We start from the raw sequence: 17,526 nt of genomic DNA, 5'->3' as shown, positions 1-17,526 counted from the left end.
TGGTATGACTTTTTTATTTAATTTTTAGAGGCGAACCCACTTCGCTCTCGATTCACTTACGCTGACAGGTTTGGATTGTCGATAACGAATCGATACTGCTTCCCGCAGTGAAGGATGACTTCCTTCTGCTGGCGTTTTAGAATTTTCATCTCGACCTTGATATCACCAAAACCATCATGCCCAAGCATGTCGTCAAATAATTCCAGTAGCTTGGTTTTTACCGTGTCAATGTTGGTGTCTGTTTTTTCAGTCATGCGATATTCAATTTCTGTTGGTCGGGACGGGAACGAATAATAAACAGGCAATTTATCCTTGCGTGATAGGAAAAATTCCTTTTGTTAAAAATGGCGTTTGCCATGGTCTATATTTGTCGCTGTGAAATGCTTTTGTGACGTAGTTCATGTTATAGCTTTAGTGGATATCAAGGATGATGGAAGGAATAACTGTGTGATTGATTATGAAAAATTATTTAGAGCGGAGTTTTGGCCAATGAGTTTGAGAGGACTAATTAATCTGCGCATTGTGATGTCCGTGTTTGTCATCATCTTGCTCGGCGCAAGCATGACTATCTGGCAAGCACGCGAATCCGTGAGGGAAGAGGTCAGTTCTTCTTACAATTTGGCCTTGCAAATGGTGGAGTTTGGACTTAACCAATTTACTCGCAACATGCATACAGAGGGGGAGTGGATAGAACATATCAGTCGCTTGCGTGAGACACGCCACTTGCAAATCAGTGTTTATGACGAAAATGGTCGTGAAACAACCCTTTCTCGCCGTGGTGATGGTGTGCAGAGAGTGCGTCCACCAGAATGGTTCGTTTCGGCGGTGATGACAGATACCATTAGCTCAACCTATGAGATTAAACTGCCTAATGATGCGATACAGCGCATTGTCATTACCGCGGATCCACTGGATGAAATCAACGAAGCCTGGGGAGAATCACTGGTCTATTTCTGGTCGATTGTCCTAATGCTTGGCATTATTTTCCTGGCGATAAATGTGGTGTTTCATTCCATGCTGAAGGCCGTTCAGACTATTTTGTCTGGCTTAAAAAATGTAGAAAGTGGTAATTACGAAGAGCACCTGCCGAGCTTCAGAATCAGTGAGTTTGATGCGATAGCCACAGAGGTGAATAACTTAACAGATGCGCTCAGCGTTGCACGTCGGAATAATCAGGCATTGGCTCGCCACACCATGCAAATTCAGGAAACGGAACGTCGTCATTTATCACGTGAATTACACGATGAAATGGGGCAATCATTAACCGCGGTCAAAGCGATGGCTGTGGCGACAAAACAGCCTGATGCTGAGGTGAATAAAGTCGCGGATTCCATTATCGAAATATGTAATCACTTATCCGGTGTGGTCAGATCCATGATGCGCACACTGCACCCTTTAAGTTTAAGTGACTTGGGTCTATACGCGACATTGACTGATTTAGTGAATGAATGGAAACGTCGACAGCCAATCTTAAAAATTGACCTTAACTGTGAACCTTCTGTAGACGAATTGGACGAAGAAGTATCCATTCATGTGTATCGAATAGTACAAGAATGTCTGACCAATGTGGTTCGCCATGCCAAAGCCGACAGAGTGAATGTGACTGTTAAGCCGACCAGTATTAAAGATGAACATCGCATTACTATTCTGGTTGAAGATAATGGCGTGGGAGGTGGTTCAACAAGTGATGGTTTTGGATTATTAGCCATGCGTGAAAGAGTGCAGAGCATGGGTGGCGAATTTATTTTTGAATCGACAAGAGGACGCGGCGTCAGAATTCGTGTGTGGATGCCCTTCATAGAGAAAAAACATGACAAATGAACATAAAATCAGCGTTCTACTCGTTGATGACCATGCGGTAGTCCGGGCAGGGTTTCGCATGTTACTGGCTTCTCAGCCCTTTATCGGCGATATCACCGATTTGAATCAAGGCGAGCTTGTCTCTCAGGAATATGAGCGGCTTCAACCTGATGTGGTGGTGATGGATCTATCTATGCCTGGGATAGGGGGCTGGAAGCGATTCGTCGTCTGCATAAGCAAGATCCCAAGGCAGTCGTGCTGGTTTATAGCATTCATGATGAAGCGATCTATGTAGAGCGCGCGCTCGAAGCCGGTGCCATGGGGTATGTAAGTAAAAATAGTGCGGCAGAAGTGCTGGCGGAAGCGGTGAAAACCGTGGCGGATGGCAAGCGCTATATCGAAGAACAACTCATGCCTGAAATTGATGATGTGCGTCACAACGATATTGAGCATTACAGGCAAGTGCTGGACTTACTTTCACCACGAGAGTTTGATGTGTTTTGTCGCTTAGCGAAAGGCATGAATGCCCACGAAGTCGCCGCTGATATGCATTTGGGCTATAAAACCATAGCGAACTACAACACGCAGATTAAGAATAAGTTGCGAGTCAATACCGCAGCCGATCTGGCGAATATTGCTGTCGTTTTAGGCATTATCAAACCTTAATCACAGCAAACCCGTGCCAAACATACCGTTATAAAATCAGCTAAGATACAGCAACAACTTGAACCAGTTGTTGCTTTGCTGTTTTACTGGACATACCTAAATCTCAATGAGGTATGTTGATGACTGCGAGCAAGCCTAAAGACCCAATCTATATCCCTCATGCAGGACCTGCTTTACTTGCCATCCCATTGTTGAATAAAGGCACGGCATTTAGTGAGCAGGAGCGTCATGACTTTAACCTGACTGGACTTATTCCAAATCGGTTTGAAACGATCGAAGAGCAGGCAGAGAGAGCTTATCTTCAATACAAAACATTCAAGACGCCTATCAACCAACATATCTACTTGCGTTATCTTCAAGATAACAATGAAACCTTGTTTTACTATTTATTAAAGGCGCATCTGGTAGAGATGATGCCGATTATTTATACCCCAACAGTCGGTGAAGCATGTGAACGCTTTTCTGAGATATATCGACGAGCACGTGGTGTGTTTATTTCTTATCCAGATAAAGATCGTATTGATGAAATTTTGCATAACGTGACCAAGGATAAAATTAAGGTCATTGTGGTCACCGATGGCAGTCGAATTCTGGGTTTAGGCGATCAGGGCGTAGGGGGAATGGGTATTCCCATAGGTAAGTTATCGCTCTATACGGCCTGCGCTGGCATTAGTCCGGCATATACGCTACCCATCATGTTGGATATCGGCACAAATAATCAGACCTTGCTGAATAATCCGCTTTATATCGGTTGGAAACACAAGCGTATTAATGACATAGAATATGATGAGTTCATTGAGTTATTTATCAAAGCTGTAAAGAAACGCTGGCCTGATGTGTTGCTGCAATTTGAAGATTTTGAGCAAAGCAAGGCTTTACCAATTCTTGAGCATTATCAGCATCAACTATGTTGTTTTAATGATGATATTCAGGGTACGGCTGCTGTCACGGTTGGCACCTTATTAGCGGCGTGTCAGGTAAAAAATCAAACATTGTCACAACAAAAAATCGTATTTGCTGGCGCTGGATCTGCCGGCTGCGGCATTGCTGAACAAATCATTCGTCAAATGATGGCGGAAGGATTGGATGAAGCACAGGCACGTGAACGCGTGTTTATGATTGATAAAGCTGGTTTGCTTGTTGACGATATGGCTGGGCTGTTTGATTTTCAACGTAGGCTAAGCCAGAAATCTCGTATTCGAGAGCAGTGGGGTGTTGATAACAGCACATTAGCATTGGATGATGTCATTCAGCATGTACAACCTACCGTGTTGATTGGTGTTTCTGGACAGGCTGGATTGTTTAATGAGAGTTTGATAAAAAATCTATTATCGCACAGTGAAAGACCGATTATCTTTCCTTTGAGTAATCCCTCTAAACAAATTGAAGCCATACCTGAATCATTGATTCGCTGGACCGATGGTCAAGCGATTATAGCGACAGGCAGTCCATTTGAGCCGGTTCACTACCAGGATAAAACTTACCCTGTAGCACAATGTAATAACAGTTATATTTTCCCAGGCATTGGTTTAGCTGTTATTGCTGGGCAGATAAAACACATTACGCCCGAAATGATGATGGTGGCCAGTGAGGTGCTTGCTTCAGCGTCACCGTTTGTGAATGGCAAGGGCAGTGATTTATTGCCAGCATTAGACAATATTGCTGAGTTGAGTAAGAAAATGGCATCACAAATTGTGAAAGTGGCTCAACAACAAGAATTAGCTCCCTTTATTTCTGATCAAGAACTAGAGCAAAAAATTGAGAAAATCTTTTGGTGTCCCGATTACCGCGAATATAAGCGAGTGAGTATTTAGGAAAAACTTCCTGCCTACCATTTGGTAAAATTTTACGAAATAGGAATTTTTCCTGTTCTGTTCAGTGGATGTTATAATTTACCCACAAGTTTGATCATTGCTCTTGTGGGTAGAGACTGATCTTTTTGATCTAATCTAATAAGGAGCTCAACACTATGACTTCAATGTTCTTGAAGACCATTCCCGCTGCCATCGCTTTAACTCTCAGTTCAACCGCTTTCGCTGATACGGATAACTATGATTTAGATGATATTCGCAGTTGGGATATCGTGAAAATTGAAACATGTTTAGATGCGGCATTAGACACTATTCCTGGTCATGCTCGTAAAGTCGAAATGAAAATGGAAGGTGATGATCCTATCTACGAATTCGACATTGAAGCGAAAGCTGATGGCAACACTTACAATGTGGAATGTAACGCTGAAGAAGGTTTCATTACAGAGATTGAGCGTGAAGTGGATGCTAATGATCCTGTTTTCAAAAAATTAGCTAAAATCTCACAAGCGGAAGCGAAAGAGTTCGCTCTTTCTGTTCACCCGGGTGAAGTCGTTGCTTCTGAATACGAAGTGGGTTTTGACGGTGATGCGACCTACGAATTTGATATTCAAAGCATTCATGGCTATGAAGTCAAAGTCGATGTGGATGCAACCACTGGTGAAATTGAAGAAGCCAATATCGAACTGTATGAAATTGGTATGGAAAAAGAATAAGTTAGTTTATTCTGAAATAAAAAAGCCGCTGTTCATCAGCGGCTTTTTTTGCTTACAATTCAGAGAGTGGGTTAGCTCAGAGCCTTAAGTTGTTGTTCAAGTAAGGCATAGGATTGTTTGAGCCCTGCTAATTTCTCTTTTTCTTTTGCCACGACCTCTGGAGGTGCTTTGGCGACGTAATTTTCATTCGACAGCTTGCCTGAAGATTGTTTGATGACTTTATCCAGCTTCGCCATTTCTTTATTCAGGCGATTGATTTCAGCCTCTTTATCAATCAAACCTTCCAGCGGAATCAGAATTTCCATTTTACCCACTAATGCTGTTGCAGCTGCGGGTGCAGCACCTTCCAGAATTTCAATTGATTCAAGGTTCGCCAGACGGCTCAGGAACTGCTGATTACTGCTCAGAATGGCTCTATCTGATTCAGAAGCATCTTTGAGCAAGACCGGCAATGTTTTCTTCGGTGCAATATTCATTTGCGAGCGTATAGAACGGATACCCGTAATGAACTGCATGACCCATTCCATCTCGGTGACTGCCGCATGATCAACCTTATTCTCATCGGCTATAGGATAAGGCTGACGCATAATGGTCTTACCGTTTACTCCAGCGAGCGGGGCAATGGTCTGCCAGATTTCTTCTGTAATAAACGGCATAAACGGATGTGCCATTCTTAATGTGGCTTCCAGCACACGCACCAGTGTACGACGTGTACCTCGTTTGGCTGCATCAGAAGCGGATTCGTTATTTAATACTGGTTTGGATAGTTCTAAGTACCAGTCACAGTAGCTGTTCCAGATAAATTCATAAATACCTTGAGCAGCGTGATCAAATCGATAAGCTTCAATGGCTGCACCGACCTCTTTTTCGGCAATTTGCAATTGCGAAATAATCCAGCGATCCGCCAGACTGAGTTCCACTTCATCATTGTCAACACCGGTGTCTTGTCCTTCGGTGTTCATCAAAACATAACGCGCTGCATTCCATAATTTATTACAGAAATTACGGTAGCCAGCGATACGATTCATATCAAAGTTGATATCACGGCCGGTAGAAGCGAGCGAAGCAAAGGTAAAGCGTAAGGCATCCGTACCATGAGGCTCGATACCCTCCGGAAATTCTTTGCGTGTCGCTTTTTCAATTTTCTCAGCCAGTTGTGGCTGCATCATGCCCGACGTACGTTTTTGTACCAGTGTTTCTAAATCAATACCGTCGATGATATCGATTGGATCTAGCACATTACCTTTGGATTTTGACATTTTATGGCCGTGCGAATCACGAACCAGACCGTGAATGTATACTTCTTTGAACGGCACATCATCCATGAAATGAATGCCCATCATCATCATTCTGGCTACCCAGAAGAATATGATGTCAAAACCGGTAACCAACACATTACCCGGATACCAGGTTTTTACTGCGTCATCCTCTTTAGGCCAACCCAGAGTTGAGAAGGGCCAAAGTGCTGAGGAGAACCAGGTATCAAGTACGTCTTCATCCTGAGTTAATTGAATGTCTGCAGCGAGGTTATTCTCAGCTCGAACAGCCTCTTCATTATGACCTACATAAACATTGCCTTGCTGATCGTACCAGGCAGGAATGCGATGACCCCACCAGAGTTGGCGCGAGATGCACCAGTCCTGGATATCACGCATCCAGCTGAAATACATGTTTTCATAAGACTTGGGTACAAACTTCACTTTGCCTGTTTCGACTGCTTCAATAGCTGGTTTGGCCAGTGTTTTTGCATCGACATACCATTGATCTGTCAGCATCGGTTCAATGACGACGCCACCACGATCTCCATAAGGTACCGTCAGATCATGATCTTTGATTTCTTCCAGCAGACCTGCTGTATCAAAGTCGGCGACAATCGCTTTACGTGCGGCAAAGCGCTCTAATCCACGATAGGCTTCCGGAATACTGGCTTCAATGTCAGTATTGGCACTGCCATCTGTATGGAATATCTGTGGAACATCACGTACATCAGCGTTGAGTGTGAAGATATTGATCATGGGCAGACCACAACGCTTGCCAACTTCATAGTCATTGAAGTCATGGGCTGGTGTTACTTTTACCGCGCCCGTGCCTTTTTCCATATCGGCATGTTCATCACCCACAATCGGAATGCGTCGATTAACTAACGGCAATAGAATCTCTTTGCCAATCAGATCCTTGTAACGTGGATCTTCAGGATTCACAGCGACACCTGTATCACCCAGCATGGTTTCTGGACGGGTAGTGGCGACAACGATGTAGTCCTTGCCTTCACTGGTGGTCAATCCATCAGCAAGCGGGTAGCGCAGATGCCACATATGACCTTTTTGTTCGCGGTTTTCTACTTCCAGATCAGAGATGGCGGTGTGGAGTTTGGGATCCCAGTTAACTAATCGTTTTCCACGATAGATCAGGCCTTCTTTGTATAATTTCACGAAGACGTGTTTAACCGCTTCAGACAAATCGTCATCCATGGTGAAACGGTTACGGGACCAATCCAGTGAGGAACCAAGACGACGTAATTGACGCGTGATGTTACCGCCGGATTCTTCTTTCCATTCCCAGATACGTTTGGTGAAGTCATCACGACCAAGATCGTGACGTGTTTTTCCTTCGGCGTTAAGTTGGCGCTCTACCACCATCTGCGTGGCAATACCGGCATGATCGGTTCCGGGTTGCCATAAGGTATTGTCACCTTTCATTCGGTGATAACGAGTCAAGGTATCCATGATGGTGTTATTAAAACCATGCCCCATATGCAGGCTACCGGTCACATTGGGTGGGGGTAGCATAATGGCGTAGGGTGAACCTTCACCTGTCGGCTTAAACTCGCCAGCCTGTTCCCATTTTTGGTACCAGCGTTGCTCAATTGCGTCAGGGTTGTATGTTTTGTCCATGTGATGTCTTGTCTGTCTGGTCGGTGTACGGAATATACGAACGTCGTTTGTATACGATACAAAATAAACGACGCATTATACCTGCTGTGAGGACATCTGTTCAGAGGGAATGTTGGTTTTGAGTTTTTCTAGCGGTAGTGGCGTGGTTTATACGTGGAAAGTTTCGATTTCATAGCCACGTTGTTTGTAAAACTGAAACCGTTGACGACCAGCCTGTTTGCTGGATTCATTATCGTCAATAATTTCTGCCACACGCTCAAACTGACTAAAAAATAGAGGTTGTTCTTCTGTCAGGTTAATCATCACATCCATTAGTCTTGGAGGCTTTTTGTCCTGATAGCCGATGAGAACCGGGCTTTGATTATCGGATTGATCGGTCACTTCATGAGGGACAAAACTGTCAGGTCGAATTCCCCAGAGGGCCGTGTCCATTGACTGACTTTCCTGCTCTGATGCGGTGTGGATATAGATTTGATGACCTTGATGATAGGCCTTTTCAGCAAGACGGCAGGCAAATGCCTGCCGCTTGTCTAGCTCGCTTGATTTTAGAATATAAAAGCTGATTCGAGTCATGGTTATTGATTAGACTCGATACGATTCAGCAAATATTGAACTAACATTGGCACGGGACGACCAGTAGCGCCTTTGTTTTTACCGCTATTCCATGCCGTACCGGCAATATCAAGATGCGCCCAGGTAAATTTCTCTGTAAACCGAGAAAGGAAACAGGCCGCTGTCACACTACCAGCTTCTTTACCACCGACATTGGCGATGTCGGCAAAATTGCTGTCCAGCAAGGGTTGATAGTCATCCCACAAAGGCAATTGCCATGCACGATCAAAGCTATCATTACCGGCTTTTAACAAGTCATCAGCCAGTTGTTGATTATTAGCCATTAAACCTGTCGTTGTACTGCCCAAAGCCACAATGATAGCGCCAGTCAGTGTGGCAATATCAATGACGATTTCAGGATCGAAGCGCTCGCTGTAGGTGAGTGCATCACACAAAATTAAACGGCCTTCAGCATCAGTATTAAGAATTTCGATGGTTTTACCGGCCATGCTAGTGACGATATCACCAGGTTTGTTGGCATCACCATCAGGCATGTTTTCAGAACTTGGCACCACGCCCACTACGTTGATCGGTAGATTTAATTCTGCCACTGCTTGCAGCGTGCCAAGCACGCTCGCTGAGCCACACATATCATATTTCATCTCATCCATGCCTTGAGATGGTTTGAGTGAAATACCACCGGCATCAAAGGTGAGTCCTTTACCCACTAATACGACTGGCTTGCTGTCGCCCGCGCCTTTGTATTCCATGGTGATTAATTTGGCAGGCTGGCGGCTGCCGCGCGATACGGAGAGTAGAGAGCCCATGCCTAGCGCTTCCATATCTGCCTCTTCTAATACGGTGGTATTGATCGAAGCATATTTTTCTCCCAAGGCAACAGCTTGTTCTGCCAGGTAAGTTGGGGTACATACGTTGCCTGGAAGATTCCCCAGTTCACGAGCCAGATTCATCCCTGCACCGATAGCTGCACCTTGTTCAGCTGCTTTTTGAATGTCAGCAGCATCTTGTTCAACAGAAATAGTGCAGGCTAGCAGCGGTTTTTCGACCGCTTTCGTTTCAGATTTCGTTTGTGAATATTTATACAATGCTGTTTCTGCATTGCAGGCAATTTGACGAGCTTTCCATGCAGTACTGCGATCGTTCACTTCGATATCAGTAAAACTACAAACGGCTTTCTCAGCGCCACTTTCATTCAGCGCTACAATCGCTGCAGATGTGGCGGTGTTAAAATCATTTTCTGTTGTTTTTGTTTTTTTGCCGAAGCCGACTAGTAATACTCGAGGGCTGTTTATCTCAGCTAGATTGTGAAGGAATAAGGTTTGTCCTGGTTTTCCGCTAAAGTCACCATTATCAACGATACGCTTGATTTGGCCTTGTGAAGCTTTATCAAGTTGCTGGGCGGAAGGGCTGAGTTCACCCTCGTTGTATATACCAACGGCAATACAATCGGTTTTCTGAGATGCAAGGGCATCACTAGTGACAAAATACTGCATGGATTTCTCCTGTAAGGACAATTTGGTTTAGACTTCGTTATTTTAGTGTGTCAGATAATACCAATCTATTCTAACCAAGACTCTTAATTCATGCGCAACGTTCCACAACAGATTTTTTCCTGGCTATGGGTCATAGACCGCTACATGCTCAAGGAATTTGTGATTAACCTGACGGCAATTACAGGAGTTCTTTGGTTAATTTATATCTCTACACGATTTGCGCGCTACCTGGCTGAGGCAGCCGTCGGCAATATGCCTGCCGATGTTATTTTTAGTCTGCTCGGTTTCAGTTCGCTTGGCGCTCTATCTATCTTGCTACCCATAGCAGCCTTTCTGGGAGTGATGCTCACACTCGGGAGAATGAGTTCCGATAATGAGCTGACAGTGATGGCCGCCTGTGGCATTTCGCGTAAACGAATCATTAGAAATGTGTTGATATTTTCCGGTGTTGTGGCAGGCATAGTTGCGTATCTGTCGCTAACTATTGTGCCTAGTGTCTTGGCTGAACGCTACGAACTTGAGCAAAAAGCTAAGATGTCAGCGAATACGACCGGTTTGGTTGCGGGGAGTTTTAAAGAAAGTCGAAATGGCGATTGGACATTTTATTCTGAAAAACTTAGTAGCGATAAACAGTTAATGGAAAACGTATTTATCGAAATTCACCGCAAGAACAAGCCGCTGATTTTTCGTTCTGATACAGGCCATTTTGAAGTAGATGTCGATACCGGCGATAAATTTCTGGTACTGAATGAGGGTTATCGCTACGAAGGAAAAGCAGGCCAACAAGATTTCACAATTGCAGAATTTGAGTCACACAGTTTGTTGGTAGAAAAAGGCGATGATGGACAAGTCAGAGAACGCCATAAAGCGCTCCCGACCAGTGTGTTATGGCAACGCGGCGGTTTGGAAGATATTGCTGAAATTCAATGGCGAATTTCTGCTGCCATCATGACGCTTGTGTTGTGTATATCAGCTATTCCATTATCTAATGCCGGCCCCAGACAAGGTCGCTATGCGGGTTTTGTCCCCGCCGTATTGCTTTACATTATCTATAGCAATTTGCTTGGTGTGAATCAGGCATGGATTGAAAAAGGCAGTATTAGTGTCGGTGTAGGGATGGTTTGGGTTCACCTACTAATGGCGATGATCATGCTGTTTTTGATGTATAGACAAAAAATCCAACGACTGCTCACACAACAAAAACGAAGACGTCAGCAATAATGAAAATTCTTTCCAGATATATCGCATCTCATATTCTGTCCAGCACTTTTGTTGTGTTATTGGTGCTTCTTGGGCTTTATACCTTTATGGATTTCGTGACTGAGCTAGATGATCTTGGCAAAGGACAATATCAACTTCTCGATATTCTTAGCTATCTAGCCTTAACCATGCCAAAACGTATCTATGAATTACTACCTGTGGTTGCGTTATTGGGTAGTGTGATTGGCTTAGGAAATTTGGCAAGTCAGAGTGAACTGGTGGCTATGCGAGCTGCGGGTATATCAATCAAAGATATCAATAAGTCTGTGATGATCGTAGCGGCTATTCTCGTATTAATAGCGATTGTCGTTGGTGAGGTCATCAGACCAGTAACAGAAGAACATGCCAGAGAATTACAGTCTGTGGCACAGACTGGCACCGTCGGTACGCGTTCTGAGCATGGCTTCTGGACAAGAGATGGTAATCATTTTAATCATATAGAACGTATTAATAGTGATGGAACATTTACCAATATTGCCATTTATGAGTTTGACGGGGCCAATAGATTACGGGCACTGACTAAAGCCAGTAGTGCCAAGTACGAAGATGATGGGTGGATATTAAACGATGTCGTGCAAAGTACTATTGATGAGAATGGTGTAAAAGTCAGTTCGACAACACATGCTCGCTGGAAGTCACAATTGAACCCAGGCATGTTAAATGTGGTGGTGGTGCCGCCTGAGTTTTTGGCGGTATGGAATTTATTGGATTATATCTCTTTCCTTGAGACAAACCATCAGTCAGTCGCTCAGTACGAATTGGCTTTCTGGAGTAAAGTAATGATGCCGCTCAGTACGGCAGTGATGGTCTTGTTGGCTGTGCCATTTATCTTTGGACCATTACGCTCATCACCCATTGGCGGCAGAATTCTGGCTGGCGTTTTGATTGGCTTAGGTTTTTACCTGTTTAATCAAAGTTTTCAGCATATCGGTTTGGTTTTTGGGTTATTGCCTTGGCTGGCCGCCTCGTTTCCAACATTATTATTTGCCGGTTTAGCATGGTGGATGAACAAGCGAGTAAAATAGGCTGTTGATGAGATAGTGGAAAATAGCTTGTTGATAAAAATGAATGAAATAATGCCAGAAGAATCTGTCATGAACTGACAGATTAAAGATGGCGTCCCCTAGGGGTTCGAACCCCTGTTACCGCCGTGAAAGGGCGGTGTCCTAGGCCTCTAGACGAAGGGGACCCAGTAACTTTAAAACTTTTTTCTACTTCTTAAAAATAAAAACGGGTTTATTGTAAACCCGTTTTGATATTGGCGTCCCCTAGGGGGTTCGAACCCCTGTTACCGCCGTGAAAGGGCGGTGTCCTAGGCCTCTAGACGAAGGGGACCTAAAACTTTTTCTTTCGGTTTTTGGTGGAGCTAGGCGGGATCGAACCGCCGACCTCTTGCATGCCATGCAAGCGCTCTCCCAGCTGAGCTATAGCCCCGAAAGGAAGCGCATATCATAGGGACTGAGTTGGATGCTGTCAACATTTCATGACAAATTAATTTCAATCTTACTGCGATATAAACGGAATCTATCATGAACCGTGTTTAAGGCAACAAGCTCAGTATTAGACTAAGTACTTGAGCTTGTTTAGATAAAGTCACTTTTGCTTAATCCATATCACGCTACAATTTGCCGATTCATCATTAATATGCGATAAATTGTGGGTTATTTATCACTAGGTCAGGATGTCGATCATGGCTAAAGCTGCAGCTTGAGGATGAACATGCGCAAAAAGAAGCTATTATCAACCTTGTTACTATCCTTATCAGCTGGCGTCGCATCTGCGCAACAAGAGCAAGGGTTAACTTGTCACTTTGGTTATGAAGATCAATTTTTACCCATTCCTACAGAAACAGCTTCCGAGAATGAATCGCCCGTCGACGTAAAAGCTAACAGAGTACAACTGTTACAGAATGGCACCTCTGTATTTTCTGGTAACGTTGATATTCTTCGTGATAACCAATTACTGAGTGCTGAAAGAGCGACCTACAACCGCAACAGTGGCGATGTAAGAGCGAGTGGCAATGTCAGTGTTCGTGATAGTGAAATGGTGATTGAGTCAGAGCAGGCCGAGTGGTCTGTAGCAAATGATCAAGGGCAGATGCTGAATGCGCAATACCATATCCGTCAAATGCATGCTCGAGGTGAAGCAGCACATATATTAAGAAAGGGTCAGAAAACCACAGATCTTGATGATGCCACTTATACAACATGTCCTGAAGACAGTGATGCTTGGCAATTGAAAGCAGATACAGTCCATTTAGATCATGAAACGGCTGTGGGTGAAGCAAAAAATGTTGTGGTCAGGATGGGCGGATGGCCTGTTTTTTATACCCCTTACATCAACTTTCCTTTAAATGATCAACGAAAATCAGGCTTTTTGATTCCTTCTGTTGGTAGTAGTGATAAAACCGGCTTTGATGTTCTTACACCATATTACTGGAATATAGCACCGAATATGGATGCCACGCTGACACCACGTTATATGTCGGATCGAGGCTTGATGCTGGGTGGACAGTTCCGATACTTATTTGAGTCAGGAGAGGGTGAAGTTGAAGCAACCTATCTGAATTCAGATGATTTGCAAACCAATGGTGAAGATATCAACCCGCACTACCAGGAAGATAGAAAACTATTTTCATGGCAGCACAGAAGTTATTTCGATAACCGTTGGAGAGCAATCGTTGATTACAACTATGTCTCTGATGACGAATATTTTGAAGACTTTGGATCAGGGCTGAGCCTCTCCAGTCGCACTTATTTAAATAGAAATGTGGAAACAGGCTATAGCGGTGATATATGGAGCTTTACCGCCAGAGCGCAGGGTTACCAGACCTTAGGAGATGATGTGGAAGAGCAGTACAAACGCTTACCACAGCTGGTTTTAAAAGGTTATTTACCCGATCAGGCATTAGGTCTGACATATGAATTAGATAGTGAATACGTTGAATTTGATCACAACGAAAAAGTGGATGGTCAACGCATTAACATCGAACCAGCAATCAGCATGCCTATGGGTACGGCCGCATTCTTTGCTACGCCAAGGTTAGCCTTAAACCATACCCAATACAGTTTGAAAAACGACGATAGCAATACCTACGATGATAGTGCGACAAGAACTTTACCGATTGCCAGCTTTGATACTGGCTTGTTTTTTGACCGTGAAATGACAGCGTGGGGTGATAATTACATCCAAACATTGGAACCTCGCGCATTTTATTTGTATGTACCTGAGCGGGATCAAACTGATATTCCCGACTTTGATACCAGTTTGACCACGTTCAACTCACTACGCCTATTTTCTCACAACCGTTTTATTGGTCGAGATAGAATTGGTGATGCCAATCAGTTAACTCTGGCTGTCACCAGTCGAATTATTGATGAAGAGTCAGGTAAAGAGAACTTGAGATTAACGGTTGGTCAGATTCGATATTTCACTGATCAGCGTGTCATGTTAGATGGCACAATTGCTGAACGAGATTCTACCTCAGATATGGTGGCAGAGGCTGTGGCCTACATTGGCGATGAGTGGTCATTTAATAGTGAATTTCAATGGGACCCAAGCGGCTTGAAGTCGAATATGTCATCAGTAGGATTGCGTTATAAAAATGATAGCGGTGGTATTTTCAATATTTCTCATCGTTACCGTCGTGATGACCCAACACCGAATAATGGTATTGAAGAGTCATTGGAACAAATTGATATTTCCACGCAGATTCCATTATCAGAACGTTGGAAATTCTTTGGTCGTTGGTATCATGCTATCGATCAAGGTGAAACGTTGGAAAAAATTGCTGGCTTACAATATGACAGTTGCTGCTGGGCAACACGCCTAGTTATGCGTGATTATGTGAACGATGTTTCCGATCAAGAGCGCAATACAGCGATTTACCTACAAATAGAATTAAAAGGCTTAGGTAGTTTCGGTCAAAAATCTGATAGCTTACTTGAACGCAGTATTCGTGGTTTCGAAGCGGAATGAACTCCTTGAGCCATTCGCAAGTCGATTCATTTCTGACTTATACGAAACCAATTAAAAAATAAATTTTGGAGTAATAGAGTTTAATGATTAAGTATCTGATTGTCGGTTTATTGCTGGCAACCAATGTTTGGGCTCAATCTCTGGATAGGATTGTTGCAGTTGTCAATGATGAAGTCATTCTTGAAAGTGACTTGCAGGATATGGAGCAAACGGTTCGTCAACAGATCCGTCAGCGTGATGCTGCAATGCCACCCAGTGATGTTCTACGTAAGCAAGTGCTTGAAAGATTAATCATGCAACGTCTGCAAATACAAGAAGCAGATAAAGTGGGGATTCGAGTAGGGGATGATGCTCTTAATGCTGCCCTCAAGCAGATCGCGGATAACAATCAACTGACATTGAGACAGTTCAGAGATGTGTTAGAAGAAGATGGTTATGACTTTAGCGTATTCAGAGAAACGATCCGCGATGAAATGATCATTTCAAGATTACGTAAGGCTCAGGTCGAAGACCGCGTTGTGGTTTCCGATCGTGAAGTCGATAATTTCCTTGCTACACAAAAAGTGCAAGAGGGTGGCCAAGTTCAGTATGAGCTGCAACATATTCTCATCAGTATGCCCGAAGCCGCTTCACCTGAAGAAGTTCAGTCAGCCCAGGAGAAGTTAGAGAAAGTTCAAGCATTATTGAACGAAGGCGGCGATTTTGCTCAAGTCGCTGCGGGATATTCTGATGGTCAAAATGCTTTGGAAGGCGGTGAGTTAGGCTGGCGTAAACAGGGTGAGCTTCCATCACTGTTTGCTGATGTGGTACCCACATTAAGTATCGGTGAAGTCAGCCAACCTTTGCGTAGTGGTAGTGGTTATCACTTGGTTAGAGTGAAAGACAAAAAAAGTGAAGATGTGCATCTTGTCAAACAAACATTAGCCAGTCATATCCTGATTAAAACCAACGAACTCACAACAGATGAAGAAGCCCAAAAACGGCTGGAAACACTGAGAGAACGTATTGTTAATGGTGAAGACTTTGCCGAGCTAGCCAGAGCGAATTCTGACGATACGGGCTCTGCCATTGATGGCGGAAGCTTAGGTTGGGTAAGTCCTGGCGTGATGGTTCCTGAATTTGAAGAAAAAATGAATGCCTTAGCCGTCGGGGAAATGAGCGATGTTTTTCAAAGTCGATTTGGTTGGCATTTAATCAAAGTGTTCGATCGTCGAGAAGAAAATATGGCGGAAGAATATCAACGTGGAAAAGCGCGAGAACAAATTCGCCAGCGTAAAATTGATGAAGAAATGGAAACATGGTTACGTTCAATGCGTGATGAAGCTTACGTCGAGTATCGTAATCCTTGAGTGTCATCAAACGTATAGCACTAACTCCAGGAGAACCTTCAGGTATTGGACCTGATCTTATTCTGTCATTAGCGCAGCAAAAACATGAAGCTCAGCTTATCGCTTTAGCGGATCCTGAACTGCTTAAACAAAGAGCAGAACTGCTTGGCTTGTCGATAAGTTTAATTGAAATCGAGCTATCCGAGCCTCGACAATTAGCCGAGGCTGGCGAGCTTTTTGTTTTACCGCATCGACTCAAAGCCCATGTGAAAGCTGGAGAATTGAATCACCTGAATAGCCGTTATGTCTTGGATACTTTGCAAACGGCATTGGATGGCTGCTTATCTAAACAATTTGATGCCATCGTCACGGCCCCTGTGCACAAAGGTATCATTAACGACTCTGGTGAGGTGTTTACTGGCCATACAGAGTTTTTTGCAGATGGGGCTGGCGTAAAAAAGTCGTCATGATGTTAGCGACGGATTCACTGAAAGTGGCTTTGGCTACTACGCACTTACCACTTCGAGACGTGGCGGATGCCATTACGTCTGACGAACTAAGTGAGGTGATTGCCATCATTCATCATGCCATGCAGCAGCACTTCGGTCTCGCTTTACCAAGGGTAGCGGTATGTGGATTAAACCCTCATGCTGGCGAAGATGGTCATCTTGGTCGCGAAGAAGTTGACATTATCCAGCCTGTTATTAATCGCTTTATTCAAGATGGCTATGCCGTATCGGGTGCCTGGCCAGCCGATACTATTTTTAATCAAGATAAATTACAAAACTATGATGTAGTCTTAGCGATGTATCACGATCAGGGCTTGCCTGTGTTAAAACATCACGGATTTGGTAAGGCCGTTAATGTCACATTGGGTTTACCATTCATCAGAACATCGGTAGATCACGGAACAGCTCTTGATTTAGCAGGCACAGGACGTGCGAATCCGAGTAGTTTGTATGCCGCTCTAAAAATGGCAATAGCCATGGCGAATACACAATGAGTAACTT

12 protein-coding genes, 3 tRNA genes and 2 pseudogenes are annotated in these 17,526 nt (G+C 43.9%); 10 read left to right on the top strand and 7 right to left on the bottom strand.

Annotated features, from left to right (window positions below; translation table 11 throughout):
* Window positions 1-56: 56 nt before the first annotated feature.
* Window positions 57-254, bottom strand: a complete 198-nt coding sequence (locus tag QUE24_RS01970) for a hypothetical protein (RefSeq protein ID WP_286305000.1) — start codon at window positions 252-254, stop codon at window positions 57-59.
* Between the two features lie 193 nt (window positions 255-447).
* Between QUE24_RS01970 and QUE24_RS01965 the strand changes: the two genes are divergently transcribed.
* From QUE24_RS01965 to QUE24_RS01945, 5 genes and pseudogenes are all read left to right on the top strand, one after another.
* Window positions 448-1,821, top strand: coding sequence for a sensor histidine kinase (locus QUE24_RS01965; protein WP_286304999.1), 1,374 nt, complete (start codon window positions 448-450; stop codon window positions 1,819-1,821).
* A pseudogene (locus QUE24_RS01960) lies at window positions 1,811-2,112 on the top strand (response regulator); the annotation flags it as partial. The gene QUE24_RS01965 and the pseudogene QUE24_RS01960, both read left to right, overlap by 11 nt.
* 6 nt (window positions 2,113-2,118) lie before the next feature.
* Window positions 2,119-2,466, top strand: coding sequence for a LuxR C-terminal-related transcriptional regulator (locus tag QUE24_RS01955; protein ID WP_350226608.1), 348 nt, complete (start codon window positions 2,119-2,121; stop codon window positions 2,464-2,466).
* A gap of 119 nt (window positions 2,467-2,585) precedes the next feature.
* Complete coding sequence (locus QUE24_RS01950) at window positions 2,586-4,280, top strand: NAD-dependent malic enzyme (RefSeq protein ID WP_286304996.1); 1,695 nt, start codon at window positions 2,586-2,588, stop codon at window positions 4,278-4,280.
* A 155-nt stretch (window positions 4,281-4,435) separates the two neighbouring features.
* Window positions 4,436-4,990 (top strand): PepSY domain-containing protein, encoded by a 555-nt coding sequence (locus QUE24_RS01945; RefSeq protein WP_286304995.1) that lies wholly within the window; start codon window positions 4,436-4,438, stop codon window positions 4,988-4,990.
* 71 nt (window positions 4,991-5,061) lie between these two features.
* Here the strand turns inward: QUE24_RS01945 and QUE24_RS01940 are convergent, their stop codons facing one another.
* From QUE24_RS01940 to QUE24_RS01930, 3 genes are all read right to left on the bottom strand, one after another.
* Entirely contained in the window at window positions 5,062-7,884 is a 2,823-nt protein-coding gene (locus QUE24_RS01940; protein WP_286304994.1) for a valine--tRNA ligase, read from the bottom strand.
* A gap of 147 nt (window positions 7,885-8,031) precedes the next feature.
* Window positions 8,032-8,457 (bottom strand): DNA polymerase III subunit chi, encoded by a 426-nt coding sequence (locus tag QUE24_RS01935; RefSeq protein ID WP_286304993.1) that lies wholly within the window; start codon window positions 8,455-8,457, stop codon window positions 8,032-8,034.
* A 2-nt stretch (window positions 8,458-8,459) separates the two neighbouring features.
* Complete coding sequence (locus QUE24_RS01930; protein ID WP_286304992.1) at window positions 8,460-9,950, bottom strand: leucyl aminopeptidase; 1,491 nt, start codon at window positions 9,948-9,950, stop codon at window positions 8,460-8,462.
* A gap of 90 nt (window positions 9,951-10,040) precedes the next feature.
* On the opposite strand from QUE24_RS01930, the gene lptF reads away from it, so the two are divergent.
* Together lptF and lptG are read left to right on the top strand one after the other, a co-directional pair.
* A complete protein-coding gene (gene lptF, locus QUE24_RS01925) occupies window positions 10,041-11,171 on the top strand; it encodes an LPS export ABC transporter permease LptF (protein ID WP_286304991.1) in 1,131 nt (376 codons plus the stop codon).
* Window positions 11,171-12,235 (top strand): LPS export ABC transporter permease LptG, encoded by a 1,065-nt coding sequence (gene lptG, locus QUE24_RS01920; protein WP_286304990.1) that lies wholly within the window; start codon window positions 11,171-11,173, stop codon window positions 12,233-12,235. Before lptF ends, lptG begins: the two co-directional genes overlap by 1 nt.
* 89 nt (window positions 12,236-12,324) lie before the next feature.
* Here the strand turns inward: lptG and QUE24_RS01915 are convergent.
* The 3 genes from QUE24_RS01915 to QUE24_RS01905 all read right to left on the bottom strand — a co-directional run bounded on the left by QUE24_RS01915 (window position 12,325) and on the right by QUE24_RS01905 (window position 12,644).
* A tRNA-Glu gene (locus QUE24_RS01915) sits at window positions 12,325-12,399 on the bottom strand.
* Between the two features lie 70 nt (window positions 12,400-12,469).
* A tRNA-Glu gene (locus tag QUE24_RS01910) sits at window positions 12,470-12,545 on the bottom strand.
* A gap of 23 nt (window positions 12,546-12,568) precedes the next feature.
* Window positions 12,569-12,644: transfer RNA gene (locus QUE24_RS01905), tRNA-Ala, on the bottom strand.
* Window positions 12,645-12,929: 285 nt separating this feature from the next.
* Here QUE24_RS01905 and QUE24_RS01900 point away from each other — a divergent pair.
* The 3 genes and pseudogenes from QUE24_RS01900 to pdxA all read left to right on the top strand — a co-directional run bounded on the left by QUE24_RS01900 (window position 12,930) and on the right by pdxA (window position 17,519).
* On the top strand, window positions 12,930-15,188 hold the full coding sequence (locus QUE24_RS01900) for an LPS-assembly protein LptD (RefSeq protein WP_286304989.1): 2,259 nt from the start codon (window positions 12,930-12,932) through the stop codon (window positions 15,186-15,188).
* A gap of 83 nt (window positions 15,189-15,271) precedes the next feature.
* Window positions 15,272-16,537: a peptidylprolyl isomerase gene (locus QUE24_RS01895; protein ID WP_286304988.1), complete on the top strand. Its 1,266-nt coding sequence runs from the start codon at window positions 15,272-15,274 to the stop codon at window positions 16,535-16,537.
* Window positions 16,534-17,519 (top strand): annotated as a pseudogene (gene pdxA / locus QUE24_RS01890) (4-hydroxythreonine-4-phosphate dehydrogenase PdxA). Before QUE24_RS01895 ends, pdxA begins: the two are co-directional and overlap by 4 nt.
* Window positions 17,520-17,526: the final 7 nt, after the last annotated feature.

Source organism: Methylophaga marina, assembly GCF_030296755.1.
Taxonomy (GTDB): Bacteria; Pseudomonadota; Gammaproteobacteria; order Nitrosococcales; family Methylophagaceae; genus Methylophaga; species Methylophaga marina.
The sequence above is the reverse complement of the archived record's forward strand: the minus strand, read 5'-3'. Positions and strand labels throughout refer to the sequence as shown.

Bases quoted from the DNA above. Each gene is read 5' to 3' on its own strand.
- QUE24_RS01970 (WP_286305000.1), bottom strand. From the start codon at position 254: ATGACTGAAAAAACAGACACCAACATTGACACGGTAAAAACCAAGCTA.
- QUE24_RS01955 (WP_350226608.1), top strand. From the start codon at position 2,119: ATGGGGTATGTAAGTAAAAATAGTGCGGCAGAAGTGCTGGCGGAAGCG.
- QUE24_RS01950 (WP_286304996.1), top strand. From the start codon at position 2,586: ATGACTGCGAGCAAGCCTAAAGACCCAATCTATATCCCTCATGCAGGA.
- QUE24_RS01945 (WP_286304995.1), top strand. From the start codon at position 4,436: ATGACTTCAATGTTCTTGAAGACCATTCCCGCTGCCATCGCTTTAACT.
- QUE24_RS01940 (WP_286304994.1), bottom strand. From the start codon at position 7,884: ATGGACAAAACATACAACCCTGACGCAATTGAGCAACGCTGGTACCAA.
- QUE24_RS01935 (WP_286304993.1), bottom strand. From the start codon at position 8,457: ATGACTCGAATCAGCTTTTATATTCTAAAATCAAGCGAGCTAGACAAG.
- QUE24_RS01930 (WP_286304992.1), bottom strand. From the start codon at position 9,950: ATGCAGTATTTTGTCACTAGTGATGCCCTTGCATCTCAGAAAACCGAT.
- lptF (WP_286304991.1), top strand. From the start codon at position 10,041: ATGCGCAACGTTCCACAACAGATTTTTTCCTGGCTATGGGTCATAGAC.
- lptG (WP_286304990.1), top strand. From the start codon at position 11,171: ATGAAAATTCTTTCCAGATATATCGCATCTCATATTCTGTCCAGCACT.
- QUE24_RS01900 (WP_286304989.1), top strand. From the start codon at position 12,930: ATGCGCAAAAAGAAGCTATTATCAACCTTGTTACTATCCTTATCAGCT.
- QUE24_RS01895 (WP_286304988.1), top strand. From the start codon at position 15,272: ATGATTAAGTATCTGATTGTCGGTTTATTGCTGGCAACCAATGTTTGG.